We start from the raw sequence: 18,935 nt of genomic DNA, 5'->3' as shown, positions 1-18,935 counted from the left end.
AGAGCCTCTACCGATCCTTCAAAGAAAGGGACGGACACGCGACGCTCGTCCCCCGCTCTTGAGCCGGGACCAGGAGACGCCGCGCTCGTCATCACCCGCCATGGCTGGCGCGCACGCTCTCGGACCCCTTAGGTTCTGTGTCCCGGCTTGGGGCCGGGACACGAGGTCGAGCCTGCAGCGGCTTGGGCGGAACCCTCAGTTCGGAGCGCCGGTCGCCTGCTGGGCGAGGGCCTCTTCGGCGCGGGCGCGGTAGAGCGCCGCGAAGTCGACCGGGTCGATCATCAGCGGCGGGAAGCCGCCGTTGCGCACCGCCTCGGCGACGATCTGGCGCGCGAAGGGGAACAGCAGGCGCGGGCACTCGATCATGACGACCGGGTGGAGCTGCTCCTCAGGAATGTTCACGACGCGGAACACGCCGCCGTAGGACAGGTCGACGCGGAACAGCAGCGAGTCGCCGTCCTTGGCCTGGCCCTCGATCGCCAGCTCGACCTCGAAGTCCGTCTCGCCCACCTTGCGGGCGTTGACGTTGACCTTGATCTCGATGTTCGGCGAGGTCTGGCGCGGCGCGAGCGAGCGCGGGGCGTTGGGGTTTTCGAACGAGAGGTCCTTCGCGTACTGGGCGAGGACGTTGATCGCGGGCGCGGCGGACTCGGATGCGCCGTGGGTGTTTGCCATTTTTGTCGACTTTCGGCGTCGGAGGACGGATCGGCCGCGCGCGCGACGAAGCCGCGATCGGCGGCCCGCGGGTTACCACGCCCCCGCGCGCGCCCGCAAGCCGACCATGGCCAAGGTTCAAGCGGGGACGATCAGCGCTCCGGACGGCGCGCAGGCTCGACCTCGCGCCACTCGGCCTGGTCGAGGTCGAGCATCTCCTTCCGGGCCGGGCGCGCGGTCTGCGGATGGACCGTCGCAGGCGCGACCTCGGCCCAGCCAAGGAAGCGCCGGATGCGCGTCCGGAACTCGGGCACCAGCGCCAGCACGCCGATCACGTCGGTGATGAAGCCCGGGATCGCGAACAGGAGACCCGCGACGCCGCGCAGGCCCTTCGAGCCGTCCATCGCGAAGGACACCAGCCCGCCCCGGCGGCGCGACTCCGTCTTGGCTTCGGACACCAGCGAGCCGAGCATGGCGATGCCGATGGCCGAGATCGCCACCTGCAGTAAAATGGCCTTGCCGACGCCGATGGTCGCCGCGACGAGAGCGAAGGCGACGATCTCGAGGATCGGAAGGGCCAGAAAGAGAGTGAGCAGCCGTGGCATGACGTGTCCGTGAAGGTCCTTGCGCCGAGAAGCCGGCGCGCTTCATGTGGGAACGACGCGCCGTTCCGCCAAGTTCCGCAAGGGAGATGGCGCATGGCGCCGCCGGTCACGACGCCGGGAGCCGGCCCGCGACGACGGGTAACGGCGCCGCGACTGGATCGACGGGGCCGGACGTCACATATACATCCGAGCGTGCGCAGCCCTCCGCGGCGTGGCGCGCGCTCTGGCCACACGATTGCGAGACCCGATGAGCGACGGCTTCGACATCTACACGATCATCATCCTCGTGCTGGCCGTGTTCATCTTCATCCGGCTGCGGTCGGTGCTGGGCACGCGCACGGGCAACGAGCGGCGTCCGAACGACGCGTTTCGCGCGCCGCCCGCGGGGCCGGAGCCGACGCCTGCGAACGACAAGGTCGTTCCCCTGCCGACGCGCGCCTCCGACGGGACGCGCCCGGACCATGGGCCGCTCGACGATGAGCCTGTCGGCGAGCGCTGGAAGGGGATCGCCGCGCCGGGCACCCCGGTGGCGCTCGGCCTAGACGAGATCGCGGCCGCCGAGAACGGCTTCGACGCCCGCGGTTTCATCGGCGGCGCTCGCGCGGCCTATGAAATGATCGTCGGCGCCTTCGCCGCCGGCGACCGCAAGACGCTCAAGCCGCTTCTGGCGAAGGAGGTGTTCGAAGGCTTCAGCGCCGCCATCGCCGAGCGCGAGAGCCGCGGCGAGACGGTGGAGTCGCGGTTCGTCGCGATCGAGAAGGCCGAGCTCACGGAGGTCGAGGTTGTGGGCAAGACCGCGCAGCTCACCGTGCGCTTCGTCTCGCAGATCATCAGCGCCACCCGCGACAAGACCGGCGCCGTGATCGACGGAAGTCCCACCGAGATCGCCGACCTCGTCGACGTCTGGACCTTCGCGCGCGAGCTGAACGCCCGCGACCCGAACTGGCGCCTGATCTCGACCGAGGCGGTCTGACGCCGAAGGACCATGACGATGGCTGCGCGCGCCGCGGCGGCGCTCGCCGCAGGCCTTCTTGGAGCGACCCTTCTCCCCGATACGGGACGGGCGGCGGACGCGCCGCTTGCGCCCGTCTCCTACGCCGCGCTTGACGGCTGGGCCGCCGACGACCACCTCGCCGCGTTCGACGCTTTCCGCCTCTCGTGCCGCGCGATCATCGATCGCCTGCCGCCGTTGCGCGCGGCCCTGCCGCCGTCGCAGGCGCTGCAGGCGACCTGCCGCGCGGCGCTCGACGCGCCCGTCGAGGACGACGCGGCCGCCCGCGGTTTCTTCGAAGAGCGGTTCACGCCGGTCCGGGCGGGACGCGGAATCCTCACCGGCTATTATGAGCCCGAGGTCGACGGCCGCGTCGCGCCCGACGCGACCTACGACACGCCGCTGCTCGCCCGCCCCGACGACCTGGTGGACCTTGCGGATGGCGCCGCGCGGCCCGAGGGAGTGCCGGATGCGCTGACGGCGGCGCGCAAGACCGCCGAGGGCCACGCGCCCTACCCCACGCGCGCCGAGATCGAGGACGGCGCGCTCGGGCCGCGGGCGAAGCCGCTGGTCTGGCTGACGCGGATCGACGCCTTCTTCGTGCATGTGCAGGGCTCGACCCGCGTGCGCCTTGCCGACGGTCGGGTCGTGCGGATCGCCTACGACGGGCGCAACGGGCGCCCCTTCACGCCGATCGGACGCCTGCTGGTCCAGCGCGGCGAGATGGCGAAGGACGTCGCGTCGATGCAGGCGCTCCGGGCCTGGCTTGGAGCGCGTCCCGCGGAGGGCCGCGCGATCATGCGCGAGAACGCGTCGTACATCTTCTTCCGCATCGACGAGAGCCTCACCCCGGACGACGGTCCTCGGGGGGCGCAGGCCGTGCCGCTCAAGGCCGGGCGCAGCCTCGCCGTCGACCGGACGCGCTGGTCCTACGGGATGCCCGTCTGGATCGAGGGCCGATTGCCGACCACGGTCGGCGGAGCCGCGCTCAAGCGTCTCGTCATCGCGCAGGACACCGGCTCCGCCATATTAGGGCAGGCGCGAGGGGACTATTTCGCCGGCTCAGGAGATGAAGCCGGCAAGGTCGCGGGCGGCATGCGGGAGCAGACCGAGTTCGTGGTGCTGCTGCCGAAGGCCGACGCCGCGGCGCTGCCGGGCGCAGGGCCGCGGCCATGACGGGCCGCCGCAAACGGACTCTGTCGCTGACGGAACGTGAGCTCTGGAGCAAGGTCGTCGAAAGCGTGACGCCGCTTGCCGCCCGCAAGCCGGAGGAGCCCCAGGCTGCGCCTCCGCCTGCCGAGACGCCGCCGCCTCCAGGACCGCCACCGCCGCCGGGTAAGATGCCGAAGCGCGCGAAGACGCTTCCGTCTCCGCCTCCTCCGAAGCCGCAGATCCCCGCCCCGCCGCCGCTGGCGCCGCTCGAACCGAAACTCCGGCGGCGGATCTCCCGCGGCGTTGTCGCCGTCGACGCCCGCATCGACCTGCACGGCCTCCGGCAGGACGAGGCCCACCGCAGACTGGGCGCCTTTCTCGCGGGCGCGCAGGCCTCGGGCTGCAAGGTCGTGCTGGTCATCACCGGCAAGGGCCGTCCGGGACCCGCGGAGGGCGACCTGTTCGGGCCGGAGCGCGGCGTGCTGCGTCGGTCGGTGCCGATCTGGCTGTCCTCGCCCGCCGCGCGCGGGTTGGTGGTGGGCTTCGAGACCGCGCAGATCCATCATGGCGGTTCCGGCGCGCTCTATGTGCGCATCCGGCGCGGCGGCGTCTGGCGCTGAAACCGCTCGTTTCTTCGGCCGCAATCCTGTAATTAGACGAAAGTATAGTGCAAACCGCCGGGGCGGCGATGGACACGACAGGCTTGCCGACGAGCGTTCCGGTCATTCGCACCATCGCCATGCCGGCGGACACCAACCCCGCCGGCGACATCTTCGGCGGCTGGTTGATGGCGCAGATGGACCTCGCGGCGGGCAATGTGGCGGCGCGCATCGCGCGCGGTAGGTGCGCGACGATCGCCGTCGACCAGATGACCTTCGTGAGCCCGGTGTTTGTGGGCGACGAGGTCAGCTTCTATTCCGAGATCGTAAAGCGTGGCCGCACCTCGATCCGCATCCGCATCGAAGCCTGGCGCCGCCCGCGGGAGGGCGACGAGATGCAGCGGGTGACCGAGGCGACCTTCACCTTCGTCGCGATCGACGAGGACCGGAAGCCGCGGCCGCTGCCGGCGGACTGATCTCCTCAGCGGCTGTAGCCGATGACGCGGAGGCCGCCCGGCGTATCGTCGAGCAGGAACAACCCCAGTTTTTCAATCACCGCGCGGGCGCCGTCCAAGTCTTGAGGCTCGCGCCTGGGCGGCGTTCCGGGCGTCCTACGCTCGGTCACGGCTTCCGCCAGTATCTCCAGCCATTCGATTGCGCGCAGTTCGATGGGCCCGAACTCCATCGTGTCGATGTAGGGACGGGGAGGGTGCAGCGCGCCCGCCGTGGGGAACGCCATAGGCCGCGGCTCGTCGACGTCGATGAATTTCACGATGGCTTGGCGGGCGTTAAGTCCCGCGTCCGCCACCGCTAGGAACAGCTTTCGCCATTTCGTGTCCGACATATGAGCGTGCGAGAAAAGACGCCGCGCCCGCCGCCCCTCTTTCTCCGCATCGACCAAGTCTACGCCGCTTCCTTGTGGGCGATTTCGGCGATCCGGACGATGTCCGCCATGATCTTGGTCAGGTCGAAGTTCTTCGGGGTGTAGACCTCGGCCACGCCCATCGCCTTGAGCTGAAGCTCGTCCTCGGGCGGGATGATGCCGCCGACGATCAGCGGCACGTCGTCGAGGCCGACCTTGCGCATGCGCTCGATCACGTCGCGCACCAGAGGCACGTGGGACCCGGACAGGATCGACAGGCCGACCACGTGGACGCCCTCCTCGAGCGCGGCGTTGACGATCTCCGACGGCGTCAGCCGGATGCCCTCGTAGACGACCTCGAAGCCGCAGTCGCGGGCGCGGACCGCAATCTGCTCGGCGCCGTTGGAGTGCCCGTCGAGGCCGGGCTTGCCCACCAGCAGCTTCAGCCGGCGGCCGAGGCGGCCGGAGGCGGCTTCGACCTGGGCGCGCACCTCCTCGATTTCGGCGCCGCCGGCGTCCGCGCGCACGGCGCGGCCGACGCCGGTCGGGGCGCGGAACTCGCCGAAGATGTCGCGCAGGGTCTGGCCCCACTCGCCGGTGGTGACGCCCGCCTTCGCGGCCGCGATCGACGGCTCCATGATGTTGCGGTCCTCACGCGCGGCGGCGGCGACCTCGGCCAGCGCCGTCTCGACCGCCTTGGGATCGCGCTGAGCGCGCCAGGCGTTGAGCCGCTCGATCGCCTCCTGCCCGACGCTTTCGGGCACCACCTGGATCGAACCGGCGCCGGTCGACAGCGGCGAGGGCTCGGTTTCCTTCCAGCGGTTCACGCCGACCACGACCTGCTCGCCGCTCTCGATCGCCGCGAGGCGACGGGCGTTGGATTCGACCAGCCGGCCCTTCATGTAGCCCGACTGCACGGCCGCGATCGCGCCGCCCATCTCGTCGATGCGCGCAAGCTCGGCGCGGGCTTCGTCCTTCAGCGCCTCGACCTTGGCGTTCATCACCTCGGAGCCGTTGAAGATGTCGGCGTATTCGAGGATGTCGGTCTCGTAGGCCAGGATCTGCTGGGCGCGCAGCGACCACTGCTGGTCCCACGGGCGCGGCAGGCCGAGCGCCTCGTTCCAGGCGGGGAGCTGCACGGCGCGGGCGCGGGCGTCTCGCGACAGCGTCACGGCGAGCGTCTGGATCAGGATGCGGTAGACGTTGTTCTCGGGCTGCGGCTCGGTGAGGCCGAGCGAGTTGACCTGCACGCCGTAGCGGAAGCGGCGGCTCTTGGCGTCGGTCACGCCGTAACGGTCACGGGTGATCTCGTCCCACAGGTCGACGAAAGCGCGCATCTTCGCGATCTCGGTGATGAACTTCATCCCGGCGTTCACGAAGAACGAGATGCGCTGCACGGTCTGGGCGAAGACCTCTTCGCTCGGGTTGGTCGCCTTGACCTCGTCCAGCACGGCGATGCCGGTCGCGAGCGCGTAGGCGAGCTCCTGCACCGGCGTCGCCCCGGCTTCCTGCAGGTGGTAGGAGCAGACGTTCATGGGGTTCCACTTCGGCATCTCCTTCGTGGTGAAGGTGATGACGTCACGGATCAGCCGAAGCGAGGGCGCCGGCGGGAACACGTAGGTGCCGCGCGACAGGTACTCCTTGATGATGTCGTTCTGCGTCGTGCCGTTCAGCGCGGCGCGGTCGCCGCCCTGCTCTTCGGCCTGGGCGACGTAGAGCGCCAGCAGCCAGGCCGCCGTCGCGTTGATCGTCATCGAGGTGTTCATCTGGCCGAGCGGGATGCCGTCGAACAGCGCCCGCATGTCGCCGAGATGGGAGACCGGCACGCCGACCTTGCCGACTTCGCCGCGCGAGAGGATGTGATCGGGGTCGTAGCCGGTCTGGGTCGGCAGGTCGAAGGCGACGGAGAGGCCGGTCTGGCCCTTGGCGAGGTTGGACTTGTAGAGCCGGTTGGACTCCGCAGGCGTGGAATGGCCCGCGTAGGTCCTGATCAGCCAGGGTTTGTCCGCCATAAATATCGCTCCACCGACCGCTCGCCGCGGACATGCGCCGCGCGGCTCAGGTTTAGCGCCCGCGTGCTGCGCCGCAATGAGGCGTTGGTTGGAGAGGCTCTCAGGAGGGCCTCGTCATCCCGGCCGGAGCGAAGCGGAGAGCCGGGATCGTCGTGGGATCTCGATGGAACTGGCCGGCGATCCCGGATCGGCGCGCGGCGCCGTCCGGGATGACCACCGTTGCGGCTACGCCCTTCGGAACAGGCCGATGATCAGCAGCAGCACGATCGCGCCGATGGTCGAGCCGATGATCGCGCCCAGCACGCCGCCGCCGGTGGAGACGCCGAGCTGGCCGAGCAGCCAGGTGCCGATCACGGCGCCGATAATGCCGACGATGATGTTCCCGATGATGCCGAAGCCGTAGCCCCGGACGATCTGGCCGGCGAGCCAGCCCGCGATCGCGCCGATCAGCAGCACGGCGAGAATTCCAAATCCTGCGAACGGTTCCATGGCGTCTACGTCCTTCGACTTAAAGGGCGGGACCGTTCCCGCCGATTGCGTCTTTAGACATGGAGCGCTGTCCGCAAACGACCATATCGCATCGCAACATGAGGCCAACGTCGCATTGCGCGTATCCGACCCGACGTCATATTGCCGCTCGGACCCGGATACTGACGAAAGCTTTCGCCATGGCCGCATCGACCGAGCGCAAAGACCTCTACGACATGGGCGAGATGCCCCCGCTCGGCCATGTGCCGGCGAACATGCACGCCTGGGTCGTGCGCAAGGAGCGGCATGGGCCGCCCGAGAGCGCGATGCAGCTCGAGGTGGTGCCCGTGTGGGACATCGGCGACGACGAGGTCCTCGTCTACGTCATGGCCGCGGGCGTGAACTACAATCAGGTCTGGGCGTCGCTGGGCGAGCCGATCTCGCCGATCGACGTGCACAAGAACCCGATCCACATCGGCGGCTCGGACGCCTCCGGCATCGTCTGGGCGGTCGGCCGCAAGGTGAAGCGCTGGAAGGTGGGCGACGAGGTCATCGTCCACTGCAACCAGGACGACGGCGACGACGAGGAGTGCAACGGCGGCGACCCGATGTTCTCGTCCTCCCAGCGCATCTGGGGCTACGAGACGCCCGACGGGTCCTTCGCGCAGTTCTGCCGGGTCCAGTCGCGCCAGCTCATGCAGCGGCCGAAGCACCTGACCTGGGAAGAGGCGTCCTGCTACACGCTGACCCTCGCCACCGCCTACCGCATGCTGTTCGGCCACCCGCCGCACGCGCTGAAGCCCTCGGACAACGTGCTGGTGTGGGGCGCCTCCGGCGGCCTTGGCGTGTTCGCGGTCCAGCTGATCGCGGCCTCCGGCGGCAACGCCATCGGCGTGATCTCGGACGAGTCGAAGCGCGACTACGTCATGAGCCTCGGCGCCAAGGGCGTGATCAATCGGAAGGACTTCGACTGCTGGGGGCAGATGCCCACGGTCAACAGCCCTGAGTACAACACCTGGGTGAAGTCCGCCCGGGCGTTCGGCAAGGCGATCTGGGAGATCACCGGCAAGGGCGTCGACGTCGACATGGTGTTCGAGCATCCCGGCGAGGCGACGTTCCCCGTCTCCTGCCTCGTGGTGAAGCGCGGCGGCATGGTGGTGTTCTGCGCCGGCACCTCCGGCTTCAACATCACCTTCGACGCGCGCTACGTCTGGATGCGGCAGAAGCGCATCCAGGGCTCGCACTTCGCCCATCTGAAGCAGGCCTCGGCCGCGAACAAGTTCGTCATCGACCGACGCGTCGATCCTTGCATGTCGGAGGTGTTCACCTTCGCCGACATCCCGAAGGCCCATACCAAGATGTGGAAGAACCAGCACGCCCCGGGCAACATGGCGGTGCTGGTCAACTCGCCGCGCGCAGGGCTGCGGACCGTGGACGACGTCGCCGAGGCCGGCCTGACCCCATCCTCGGTCGCCGCCTGACGCTTGATCGGCGACGTCATCGAAGGCAGTTGAGAGCGCCGGGGCGTCCCTCCGGCGCTCTTGTCGTAATGAGACCTCGGCTCAACGGAGTGCCCCCATGCAGCAGTACGTCCGGGCGAAGCTCCACGGCATCCGCGTCACCGGCGCGGACCTGAACTACCACGGCTCCATCACCATCGACGCCGAGCTCTGCCGGGAGGCGGGGCTGGAGCCGCTCGAGTTCGTCGAGATCTGGAACAAGATGTCCGGCGCGCGGATCTCGACTTATGTGCTCTACGGCGTGCCGGGCTCGCGCTGCTGCATTCTGAATGGCGCCGCCGCCCGCACCTGCCAGGTCGGCGACGAGGTCATCATCGCCTCCTCTGAGTGGGGCTCGGCCGCCGACGTCATCGCCCGCCGCCCGAAGGTGCTGACCTTCAAGCCGGGCAACCAGATCGACGAGCGCATCGTCTACCGCGTGTTCCGCAACGCCGCGGGCGAGCTCGACATGGCGATCGAGACCGACGCCGGCGCGCCGCTCGATGTGCGCGACCTGGTGGGGTGAGCGCGGCGTTTGAGGCGTTTGAGATTGGCCGCGGGGGATCCCTCCTCGAGCCGAAGGCGTGGGGAGGGTGGCCGTTTGCGTAGCAAAGGGTCGGGTGGGGTCCTTGGACGTAGACTTAGCGAGGAGGGTTGAGCCTCATCAGGCGGCCACCCCACTCCGCCGGGCTTCGCCCGCCTACCCTCCCCTCTATCGAGGGAGGGATCCCCGCGTCTCTTCCTGGACCGGCGGCGCCTCGCGAGGTCGATGACGCCAGGCGTGCAGCTCCACGCCGCGCCTCATCCCAGCCGCGCCATCTCCACGATCGTCCGTCGGAGCGCCGCCGGCTCCGTGACCGGCAGCGAGCAACGCTGGCCGGCGCAGACGAAGGCTGCGGCGCCGTCGACATGTCCCGAGCGTGCGGGGTGATCCTCCGGCAACACGCCGAGCGTCGGCACGCGCCGCACCACCCGCTCCCAGGCCGGCGCCGCAAGAGCCTCGACGTGGAGCGCGTCCGCCGCGTCCCCCGTTCCAACCACGACCACCGAGGCCAGACGCATCCGCCCATCGAGCACGTTCAGCAGCCCGCCGTGGCCGATGACGTTAGACGCCATCAGCCCCATCAGTGCGGTGAGCTCGCCATCGAGCCGCGCCAGCCGCCGTGCGTCCGCGTCGAAGACGGCGAGCTTCAACTCGGCCGCGAGGATCAGCGCCGTGCCGCTTGGGAGAGCCTCGTCGGTCAGCGCCTCGGGACGCACCACCAGCCGGTCCGCGTCGTCGGCGTCCACGGCGAAGCCGGGGCCGTGCGGATTGCGATGATGCGCCTCCGCCGCCGCAAGCCAGGTCGCCGCATGGTCGCGGTAGGCGATCTCCCCGGTCGCGCCGGCGAGCGCCAGGGCGGCCGACGCCATCGCCCCATAGTCGGTCGCAAAGCCGGGATAGATCAGCCGGCCGGCGCGGAAGGCGTGCCCGAGGCGGTCGCCCCTCGTCATCTTGCCTGCGATGAACGCGAAGGCGCGCTCCGCCAGCGCCAGAGCGTCGGGCCGACCGAGCAACGCCGCAGTGTCGGCCAGCGCCGCGATTATTAGCCCGTTCCAGTCCGCGAGAACCTTGTCGTCGCGGCCCGGCCGGACCCGCAGCCCGCGCGCCGCAAGCAACCGGGCGCAGACCGCCGCCAGCCGCGCCTCGTCGATCGGGCCCCGCTCGTCGAGCCGGTTCGGAATCGAGAGCCCTTCCCAGTTGCCCGCCTCCGAAATGTCGAGCGCGTCCGCCGCGAAGGCCGCGTCGTCCGGGCCGAGCACCGCGTCCAGTTCTGAGCGCCGCCAGACGTAGAACCGGCCCTCCACGCCTTCGGTGTCGGCGTCGAGGCTCGCGGCGAAGGCTCCCTCCTCCGTAACCATCTCGCGCGCCAGCCAGTCGACGATCCCGTGCGCCGCGGCGGTCAGCCGCGCGTGCTCGGTCTCGCGCCCGACGCTCGCGAGCAATGGCAGCAGCTGGGCGTTGTCGTAGAGCATCTTCTCGAAGTGCGGCGCGAGCCAGCGGGCGTCTGTGGAGTAACGGGCGAAGCCGCCGCCGACATGGTCGTGGATCCCGCCCTTCGTCATCTGTCGCAGAGTCAGTTCGGCCGGCGCTGAGAAGCCGGCGTCGCCGGTGCGTCGCGCGCTGCGCAGCAGTCCCTCGAGCACCCCGGTCTGCGGGAACTTCGGGGCGCCGTGGAAGCCGCCGTCGCCAGGGTCGTAGATCCGCACGACCCGCGTCGCGACCTCGTCGAGCTGCGCCGGACCGAAGTCGCCGGCTGGCGCCGCCTTGGGCTTCAGCTTCTCCGCGATGCCGGCGACGTTCTGGGACACGCGGTCCGGATCCTCGCGGTAAACGGTGGCGAGCGTCCGCACCACGTCGGGAAAGCCAGGACGGCCATAAGCCGCCTGCTTCGGAAAATAGGTGCCGCCCCAGAACGGGTCGCCGTCCGCCGTGAGGAACATGGTTAGCGGCCAGCCGCCCTGCTGTCCGAGCGCGTGCAGGGCGGACATGTAGATCTGGTCGACGTCCGGCCGCTCTTCGCGGTCGACCTTGATCGCGACCACATGCTCGTTCATCACCGCGGCGACGGCCTCGTCCTCGAAGCTCTCGTGCGCCATGACGTGGCACCAGTGGCAGGCGGCGTAGCCGATCGACAGCAGCACCGGCCGGTTGGTGCGCCTCGCTTCCGCAAAGGCTTCGGGGCTCCATTCCCACCAGTGGACGGGGTTGTCCGCGTGCTGGAGAAGATAGGGGCTGGCGGAGTCTGAGAGACGGTTGGTCACATGAAGATCCCAGGCATCGCGAGAGGCGCGGCGTGATTAACGAACCTAGGGCTCTTGAGGCGCGCGACACCATCGCGGCCATCAGCACCGCGCCGGGGCGGGCGGCGATCGCGGTGCTGCGCATTTCGGGATCGGCCGCTGGCGCCGTGCTGGACCGTATCGCAGGCGGCCGCCCGGAGCCGCGCGTCGCCTCCTTTCGCGCCCTGCGCTACCCTGAGACCGGCGAGCTGCTCGATCGCGGGCTTGCGCTGTGGTTCCCCGGCCCCGCCAGCGCCACCGGCGAGGACGCCGCGGAGCTGCACCTTCACGGCGGGCGCGCGGTCGTCGCCGCCGTGCTCGAGGCCGTGCTCGCGGTGGAGGGCGTACGGGCTGCCGAGCCGGGCGAGTTCACGCGGCGTGCGTTTCTCGCGGGCAAGCTCGACCTCGCCGAAACCGAAGGCCTCGCCGACCTGATCGACGCCGAGACCCAGGCCCAGCGCCGTCAGGCCATTCGCCAGAGCGAAGGGGCGCTTTCCGCGATCGTCGACGGCTGGCGCGACCGGCTGATCGCGGCCATGGCGCTGGTGGAGGCCGGCATCGACTTTTCCGACGAGGACGACGTGCCGGCGGCCGCGCGGGCGCAGGCCAGGAGCGAGATCGCGCTGCTCGCGCGAGATCTCGACGCCGCGCTGGCGGACACCCGCGCCGAGCGGCTGCGCGAGGGCTTTCGGATCGCCATCGTCGGCGCGCCGAACGCCGGCAAGTCGTCGCTGCTGAACGCGCTCGCCCGCCGGGAGGCCGCGATCGTCGCCGACGGCCCCGGCACGACGCGGGACGTCGTCGAGGTCCATCTCGATCTCGACGGCTACCCCGCGATCGTCGCCGACACCGCCGGCCTGCGCGCCACCGACGACGCGGTGGAGCGCGAGGGCGTGCGTCGCGCGACCGCCCAGGCCGCGGACGCCGACCTGGTGCTGTGGCTGCGGGATCCGGCCTCACCGGACGGCATGGCCGCGCCTTTGACAGGCGGCGCGCTCTGGACGATCGCCAGCAAGGCGGACCTTACGCCCGCCTTGCTGGAGTGGGCGGATCGGTCGATCTCGACCCGCACGGGCGCCGGCCTCGACGATCTCGTCGCGGCCTTGGGCGAGGCGGCGCGGAGCGGCCTTGGCGACGATGACCACGTGGGGCTTACGCGCGCGCGCCATCGCGACGCCATCCGGGCGGCCGGGGTTGAACTGCGAGCTGCGCTCGACCAGTGGGAGGCGCTGCCCGACGAGTTTCTTGCGGAACGTCTCCGCCGCGCGGCGACCGAACTTGGCCGCATCGCAGGCCGGGTCGGCGTCGAGGACGTGCTCGACCGCCTTTTCGCGAGCTTCTGCATCGGGAAGTGAGGGTTGGGGTCTCGGGCAGGATGAATGTTTCACGTGAAACATTGAGCGTCGTTGCGGCCGAGGGCTCACAGGGCTATGCGTCGGGCGAGCAGTCACAACGGCGGGATCGGAAGACATGCGGACGTCCCTCGACGTCATCGTGGTGGGCGGCGGCCACGCCGGCTGCGAGGCGGCGGCGGCTTCGGCACGCCTCGGGGCGGCGACCGCGCTAGTGACCCATCGCGCCGACACCATCGGCGCCATGTCGTGCAATCCGGCGATCGGCGGGCTTGGCAAGGGCCATCTCGTCCGCGAGATCGACGCACTCGACGGCCTGATGGGCCGTGTGGCCGACGCTGGCGGCATCCAGTTCCGCGTGCTGAACCGGCGGAAGGGGCCCGCCGTCCGCGGACCTCGCGCCCAGGCCGACCGCAAGCTCTACGCCGCCGCCATGCAGGCGGCGCTTGCAGCGCAACCGAACCTGACCATCGTCGAGGCCGAAGTCGACGACCTGATGGTGGAAGGCGGCCGCGTCGCCGGCGTCGTCACGGGCGACGGCCGGCGGATCGCCGCTGGCGCCGTGGTGCTGACCACGGGCACGTTTCTCCGCGGCCTGATCCACATCGGCGAGCGCACGATCCCGGCGGGCCGCGTCGGCGAGGCGCCGGCGCTTGGATTGTCGAAGCGGCTGGCCGCAGCGGGTCTCGCGCTCGGCCGGTTGAAGACCGGCACCCCTCCCCGTCTGGATGGCCGCACCATCGATTTCGCGGCGCTTGAGGAGCAGCCCGGCGACGCCCCGCCCGAGCCGTTTTCCACGCTGACGTCGGCGATCACCACGCCGCAGACCGTGTGCCATGTCACCCGCACCACGGCGGAGACCCATGCGATCATCCGCGCCAACATCGCGCGGTCGCCGATGTACTCCGGCCAGATCGAGAGCCGCGGCCCGCGCTACTGCCCCTCGATCGAGGACAAGGTGGTGCGCTTCGGCGACCGGGAGAGCCACCAGATCTTCTTGGAGCCGGAAGGCCTCGACGACCCGATGGTCTATCCCAACGGCATCTCGACCTCGCTGCCGGAGGACGTGCAGTTGGCGCTGGTGCGTTCGATCCCGGGGCTGGAGCGGGTCGAGATCCTGCGGCCGGGCTACGCGATCGAGTACGACCACGTCGACCCGCGTGAGCTCGATCCGACGCTGGAGGTCAAGCGGCTTCCCGGCCTCTATCTCGCGGGTCAGATCAACGGCACTACGGGCTATGAGGAGGCGGCGGCGCAGGGCCTGCTGGCAGGCCTCAACGCTGCGCGTGTCGCGGGTGGGCAGGACGGCGTCACCTTCGACCGGTCCGAGGCCTATCTCGGCGTCATGGTGGATGACCTCGTCACCCGCGGCGTGACCGAGCCCTACCGCATGTTCACCTCGCGCGCCGAGTATCGCCTGAGCCTGCGCGCCGACAACGCTGACCTGCGGCTGACCGCGCGGGGCGAGGCGCTGGGCTGCGTGGGCGCGGCGCGCTCCAGCGCGTTCGCCGCGAAGGCCGGCGCTCTCGCCGCCGCCGAGGCGCTGACCCGGGGGCTCGCCATAACGCCCACGGAAGCCGCGCGCCATGGCGTGCACGTGAACCATGACGGCCGTCGCCGCACTGCCTTCGAGCTGCTGTCGCTTCCCGAGGTCGGGCATGAGGAGCTGACGCGGCTGTGGCCGGAAATCGCGGCGATCGAGCCCACGACCTTCGCCCAGCTCGAGATCGAGGCGTCTTACGCGGTGTACCTCGACCGTCAGGAGGCCGACATTCGCCGCTTCCGCGCGGAGGAGCAGGCGGCGATCCCGGGCGACATCGACTACGCCGCCCTCCCCGGCCTGTCGGCGGAGCTGCGCGACAAGCTTGTGGCCGTCGCCCCGAGAACGCTGGGTCAGGCGGGGCGCATCGAAGGCATGACCCCCGCGGCGCTTACGCTGATCGCGGCGCGCGCCCGGCGGGCGGCGTGACCATGGCGCGCGTCGCCGTGCCGGGCGGCGCCGGCGTCATTCCACCGGAGTTTCGTCATGCCGCCCGTTGATCCCAAGGTCCGCGCCGCGGACCGGGCGAACGCCCAAGCCCTCGTCGATGTTTCACGTGAAACATGGGCGCGTCTGGGCCAGTTGGTGTCGATGCTCGACCGGTGGCAGGGCACGATGAACCTCGTCGCTCCGAACACTCTCGCCGAGGTGTGGACGCGCCATGTGGCCGATGGCGCGCAGCTCGTCGCGCTGGCCCCGAAGGACGTGAAGGTCTGGGTCGATCTCGGGTCGGGCGCGGGCTTTCCCGGCCTCGTCGTCGCCGCGTTGCTGGCAGGCAAGGCCCATGTCCATCTCGTCGAAAGCAATCTGAAGAAGGCGGCGTTCCTGCGCGAGACAGCTCGCGCCATGGGCGTGGCGGTCACCGTCCACGCCGTTCGGGCGGAGGCGGTGGTGGGCTCCGTCGTCCCGCAGGCCGACGTCGTTAGCGCCCGCGCCCTGGCCTCGTTGACCGAACTTCTCACGCTGGCGGCGCCGCTGTTGAAAAGCGGGGCGATCGGACTGTTTCCCAAGGGGGAGAAGGCCGAGCTTGAATTGACCCAGGCCTCGGAATCCTGGAAAGTTAAGACATCGTTTCACCCGAGCCGCACCGACCCCGCCGCGCGCATCGTGCGCATCGAAGGTCTTCAGGAGCTCCGGTCGAACGCCTAGAGCCACGCGCGTTCGACGCCGGAGCCGCCCAGATGTTGTCCTCGCATTTCCCTGCCGGCGCGCCTCGCGTGCTGACGCTCGCGAACCAGAAGGGCGGCGTCGGCAAGACGACGACGGCGATCAACCTGGGCACGGCGCTCGCCGCCATCGGCGAAAGCGTGCTGATCGTCGACCTCGATCCGCAGGGCAACGCCTCCACCGGGCTCGGCATCGACCACCGGGCGCGCCGGCTGTCGACCTACGACGTGCTTGTCGGCGAGGCGACGCTTGCGGAAACCATCCACGAGACCGCCGTGCCGCGGCTGCACCTCGCGCCGTCCACCATGGACCTGCTGGGCGTCGAGCTGGAGATCGCCTCCGAGCGCGACCGCGCCTTCCGGCTGCGCGACGCGGTGCGCGCGCTGCACGAGGGCGCGACGGCCGACCGGCGCTACACCTATGTGCTGGTCGACTGCCCGCCCTCGCTCAACCTGCTCACCATCAACGCCATGACCGCGGCCAACGCGATCGTGGTGCCGCTGCAGTGCGAGTTCTTCGCCCTGGAAGGCTTGAGCCAGTTGCTGAAGACGGTCGAACAGGTGCGAGGCTCGCTGAACCCGAACCTGTCGATCCATGGGGTCGTGCTCACCATGTTCGACCCGCGCAACAACCTGTCCGGCCAGGTGGTGGCGGACGTGCGCCAGTTCATGGGCGACAAGGTCTACGACACCATGATCCCGCGGAACGTGCGCGTCTCCGAGGCGCCCTCCCACGGCAAGCCGGTGCTGCTCTACGACCTGAAGTGCAACGGCTCGCAGGCCTATCTGCGCCTCGCCTCCGAGGTGATCCAGCGCGAACGCACGCTGCGCGCGGCCTGACGGAGCCTTTGAAAGGATGAGCATGGCGGACGAGCCCTCCCGGTCGCGTCTCGGTCGCGGCCTCGCGGCGCTGATCGGCGACGTCGCCGACGAAGGCGCGGTGATCGAGCGGTCCCGCGGCCAGCGTCGCGCGCCGATCGCACACCTCAGGCCGAACCCGGCCAACCCGCGCCGCCATTTCAACGAAGCCGACCTCGACGATCTCGCGGCTTCGGTGCGCGAGAAGGGCGTGCTGCAGCCGATCCTCGTGCGGCGGGCTGCGAGCGGAACGGAGCAGTTCGAGATCATCGCGGGCGAGCGGCGCTGGCGCGCGGCGCAGCGCGCCGGGGTCCATGACGCGCCGATCGTCATCCTCGACGTCACCGAGCGCGAGGCGCTGGAGATCGCGATCGTCGAGAACGTCCAGCGCGCGGACCTCAACGCCATCGACGAGGCGGTCGGCTACGAGCAGCTGATGACGCAGTTCTCCTATCGGCAGGAGGACCTCGCCCGCGTTATCGGCAAGAGCCGCAGCCACATCGCCAACACGCTGCGGCTGACCAAGCTGCCGGAGAGCGTGAAGACCCATGTGCTGAACGGCGCGCTCACCGCCGGTCACGCCCGCGCGCTGCTCGCGCTCGACGACCCCTCCTCCGCGGCGGAAAAGGCGGTGGCCAAGGGTCTGTCGGTCCGCGAGGTCGAGGCCATGGCGCGCGCGCCCGAGACCAAGTCGGTCGACGGCGCCCGTCGCGCGAGACCTGAGAAAGACGCCGACGCCCGCGCGCTGGAGGAGGCGCTCTCCGAAGCGCTAGGTCTCGCCGTGACGCTGAAGCCCAAGGGCCAGGGCGGCGAGCTCGTCATCCGCTACACGGATCTCGAGCAGCTGGATATGGTCGCGGCGCGGCTGAAGGGGTGAAATGGGGTGGCGCTCCAGGCGCTATGGCCCGGCTTCGACCGGACCATCCATGTCTCGCGTCGAGCACGCCGTCTGCGATGGGTCCTCCGGTCAAGCCGGAGGATGACGGTGCTCGGGGCATGACCCGAGGTTTTTGAGCGCCGCCGGGTCCGAAATTGCCCCCGAGACCGTCCCCGCCTATTAGAAGCCCGCTGGCGGCCGGCGCGCTCCAGACGTCCAATCACCCCGGCCGCCCATGAAATCGCCGCCAGCGACTCTCCTATTGAGTCGCGAATCTGACGGCTCTGTGCAACCGAGACGCGAATGCGAGCTCAGCGAGCCCGTCGGGCCGCCTCGATCGCAATGGCGAGCAGGGCGCGCTCGGCGACCGCCTCTCCCACGCCCGCGGCCTTGCGCCCGGTCGCGACTGCCTCGGCGAGCTTCGCCACGATCTCTGTGAGCCGCGGACCGCTCCAGGCGCCGAGCGCGCGTTCGACGGAGTCCTTCCGGCGGAAGTGGAAGAGGAAGCCGTTGGCTTCCATCACGGCGCGCGCGCTGCGACCGGAGTCGACGTCGCCGCGCAGGCGATGCAGCGTAATGGCGTGGCGGAGCGCGGCGCCGACGACGACGGACGCCGGCGTGCCGCTGGAACGCAGGGACCGAAGCGCGGAGGCCGCCTCCCCTGCTTTGCCGGCAAAGGCCGCATCGACCGCGACGTCCATGCCGACGTCGCCGGCGTCCGCGATCACGGCGGTCACGTCGTCGACGTCGATGCGGCCGCGCCCATGGGCGTAGAGGCAGAGCTTCTGCACCTCGCCCCGGGCGGCGAGCCGATCCGGTCCGAGCGACGCGCTTAGCAGCGCCCGCGCGTCCGGCGTGATCGAAAGGCCGGACAGGCGGGTCTCCTCGTCGATCAGACGATCGCGGGCGCCGGCCTCGTCGGGGTAGCAGGGCAACGCCGCGGCGCGGGGGCTTTTCTCGCAGAGCGTCCGCAACGGCGCGTTCTTCTTGAGGTCGCCGGCCTCGATCACGGTGAGGGATTCAGGAATAGGACCGCCGAGCAGGGCCTCGACCGCGGTCACGATCGCCCTGCCCCCGACCTTCACGCGAATCGCCCGCTGGCCGCCGAACAGCGCGATGGTGCGCGCCTCGTCCGCCAGCCGGCCGGGATCGGAGGCGAGCTCGTCGCCGTCGAGGCGCACCAGGCCGAAGGGGTCGTCGGAGCCCTCGAGCACCTTCGCGGCCAGTCGCTCCGCCCGTTCGGCCACGAGGCCGGCGTCGGGGCCGTAGATCAGCACGGCGAACACGTCCGCGTGCGGTTTTGCGAGAAAGGCGTCGACGCCCGAGGCTTTGATGGCGACCATCCCGGAGTTGTCGCGGGAGGCGCGCGCGGGGTCAACGTCGATCGGGGGTCGGACGCGACCTTCTTGTCCCGGCCTCGAGCCGGGACCTAGAACCTCGCGCGTTGGAAGCTTGGCGCGTCGGTCGTCGCGTCTTC

Annotated in this window: 18 protein-coding genes; 11 read left to right on the top strand and 7 right to left on the bottom strand. The window is 70.2% G+C overall.

What is annotated here, in order from left to right; all coding sequences use genetic code 11:
• Positions 1 to 195: 195 nt before the first annotated feature.
• Both secB and JOD31_RS10360 read right to left on the bottom strand, forming a co-directional pair.
• Positions 196 to 675 carry a protein-export chaperone SecB gene (secB, locus tag JOD31_RS10365; RefSeq protein ID WP_103121717.1) on the bottom strand — a complete coding sequence of 160 codons (480 nt, stop codon included), beginning with the start codon at positions 673 to 675 and terminating at the stop codon, positions 196 to 198.
• A 131-nt stretch (positions 676 to 806) separates the two neighbouring features.
• Positions 807 to 1,259, bottom strand: a complete 453-nt coding sequence (locus tag JOD31_RS10360; RefSeq protein WP_204950235.1) for an FxsA family protein — start codon at positions 1,257 to 1,259, stop codon at positions 807 to 809.
• A 247-nt stretch (positions 1,260 to 1,506) separates the two neighbouring features.
• On the opposite strand from JOD31_RS10360, the gene JOD31_RS10355 reads away from it, so the two are divergent.
• The 4 genes from JOD31_RS10355 (at position 1,507) to JOD31_RS10340 (ending at position 4,477) form a co-directional block, all read left to right on the top strand.
• A complete protein-coding gene (locus JOD31_RS10355) occupies positions 1,507 to 2,232 on the top strand; it encodes a Tim44/TimA family putative adaptor protein (protein WP_204950234.1) in 726 nt (241 codons plus the stop codon).
• Between the two features lie 18 nt (positions 2,233 to 2,250).
• The gene (mltA, locus tag JOD31_RS10350) at positions 2,251 to 3,426 is read left to right on the top strand and encodes a murein transglycosylase A (protein ID WP_246482416.1); all 1,176 of its coding nucleotides are present in this window, start codon (positions 2,251 to 2,253) and stop codon (positions 3,424 to 3,426) included.
• Positions 3,423 to 4,022 (top strand): Smr/MutS family protein, encoded by a 600-nt coding sequence (locus JOD31_RS10345; protein WP_204950232.1) that lies wholly within the window; start codon positions 3,423 to 3,425, stop codon positions 4,020 to 4,022. Before mltA ends, JOD31_RS10345 begins: the two co-directional genes overlap by 4 nt.
• A 68-nt stretch (positions 4,023 to 4,090) precedes the next feature.
• Positions 4,091 to 4,477: an acyl-CoA thioesterase gene (locus JOD31_RS10340; protein ID WP_204950231.1), complete on the top strand. Its 387-nt coding sequence runs from the start codon at positions 4,091 to 4,093 to the stop codon at positions 4,475 to 4,477.
• A gap of 5 nt (positions 4,478 to 4,482) precedes the next feature.
• On the opposite strand, the gene JOD31_RS10335 is transcribed toward JOD31_RS10340, so the two are convergent.
• From JOD31_RS10335 to JOD31_RS10325, 3 genes are all read right to left on the bottom strand, one after another.
• Positions 4,483 to 4,902 (bottom strand): hypothetical protein, encoded by a 420-nt coding sequence (locus JOD31_RS10335; protein WP_204950230.1) that lies wholly within the window; start codon positions 4,900 to 4,902, stop codon positions 4,483 to 4,485.
• A gap of 2 nt (positions 4,903 to 4,904) precedes the next feature.
• Entirely contained in the window at positions 4,905 to 6,875 is a 1,971-nt protein-coding gene (locus tag JOD31_RS10330) for a protein meaA (protein WP_204950229.1), read from the bottom strand.
• Between the two features lie 225 nt (positions 6,876 to 7,100).
• Entirely contained in the window at positions 7,101 to 7,364 is a 264-nt protein-coding gene (locus JOD31_RS10325; protein ID WP_020187273.1) for a GlsB/YeaQ/YmgE family stress response membrane protein, read from the bottom strand.
• A gap of 179 nt (positions 7,365 to 7,543) precedes the next feature.
• Between JOD31_RS10325 and ccrA the strand changes: the two genes are divergently transcribed.
• A complete protein-coding gene (ccrA, locus tag JOD31_RS10320; RefSeq protein ID WP_204950228.1) occupies positions 7,544 to 8,824 on the top strand; it encodes a crotonyl-CoA carboxylase/reductase in 1,281 nt (426 codons plus the stop codon).
• 97 nt (positions 8,825 to 8,921) lie between these two features.
• Complete coding sequence (locus tag JOD31_RS10315) at positions 8,922 to 9,368, top strand: aspartate 1-decarboxylase (protein WP_204950227.1); 447 nt, start codon at positions 8,922 to 8,924, stop codon at positions 9,366 to 9,368.
• A gap of 275 nt (positions 9,369 to 9,643) precedes the next feature.
• Here JOD31_RS10315 and JOD31_RS10310 read toward each other — a convergent pair whose 3' ends face one another.
• The gene (locus JOD31_RS10310; protein ID WP_204950226.1) at positions 9,644 to 11,647 is read right to left on the bottom strand and encodes a thioredoxin domain-containing protein; all 2,004 of its coding nucleotides are present in this window, start codon (positions 11,645 to 11,647) and stop codon (positions 9,644 to 9,646) included.
• A gap of 32 nt (positions 11,648 to 11,679) precedes the next feature.
• Here JOD31_RS10310 and mnmE point away from each other — a divergent pair, with 32 nt between their 5' ends.
• The 5 genes from mnmE (at position 11,680) to JOD31_RS10285 (ending at position 17,458) form a co-directional block, all read left to right on the top strand.
• On the top strand, positions 11,680 to 13,020 hold the full coding sequence (mnmE, locus tag JOD31_RS10305; RefSeq protein ID WP_271206125.1) for a tRNA uridine-5-carboxymethylaminomethyl(34) synthesis GTPase MnmE: 1,341 nt from the start codon (positions 11,680 to 11,682) through the stop codon (positions 13,018 to 13,020).
• A 115-nt stretch (positions 13,021 to 13,135) separates the two neighbouring features.
• Positions 13,136 to 14,986 (top strand): tRNA uridine-5-carboxymethylaminomethyl(34) synthesis enzyme MnmG, encoded by a 1,851-nt coding sequence (mnmG, locus tag JOD31_RS10300; protein WP_204950225.1) that lies wholly within the window; start codon positions 13,136 to 13,138, stop codon positions 14,984 to 14,986.
• Between the two features lie 162 nt (positions 14,987 to 15,148).
• Positions 15,149 to 15,706 (top strand): 16S rRNA (guanine(527)-N(7))-methyltransferase RsmG, encoded by a 558-nt coding sequence (rsmG, locus tag JOD31_RS10295; RefSeq protein WP_246482466.1) that lies wholly within the window; start codon positions 15,149 to 15,151, stop codon positions 15,704 to 15,706.
• 32 nt (positions 15,707 to 15,738) lie between these two features.
• Positions 15,739 to 16,563, top strand: a complete 825-nt coding sequence (locus JOD31_RS10290) for a ParA family protein (RefSeq protein ID WP_020187280.1) — start codon at positions 15,739 to 15,741, stop codon at positions 16,561 to 16,563.
• Between the two features lie 22 nt (positions 16,564 to 16,585).
• Positions 16,586 to 17,458, top strand: a complete 873-nt coding sequence (locus JOD31_RS10285; RefSeq protein ID WP_204950223.1) for a ParB/RepB/Spo0J family partition protein — start codon at positions 16,586 to 16,588, stop codon at positions 17,456 to 17,458.
• Between the two features lie 311 nt (positions 17,459 to 17,769).
• On the opposite strand, the gene holA is transcribed toward JOD31_RS10285, so the two are convergent.
• Positions 17,770 to 18,801 (bottom strand): DNA polymerase III subunit delta, encoded by a 1,032-nt coding sequence (gene holA, locus JOD31_RS10280; protein ID WP_210341394.1) that lies wholly within the window; start codon positions 18,799 to 18,801, stop codon positions 17,770 to 17,772.
• Positions 18,802 to 18,935: the final 134 nt, after the last annotated feature.

It is taken from the genome of Methylopila capsulata, assembly GCF_016907975.1.
GTDB lineage: Bacteria > Pseudomonadota > Alphaproteobacteria > Rhizobiales > Methylopilaceae > Methylopila > Methylopila capsulata.
Note: the sequence above shows the minus strand (reverse complement) of the source record. Positions and strands in the feature narration are given on the sequence as shown.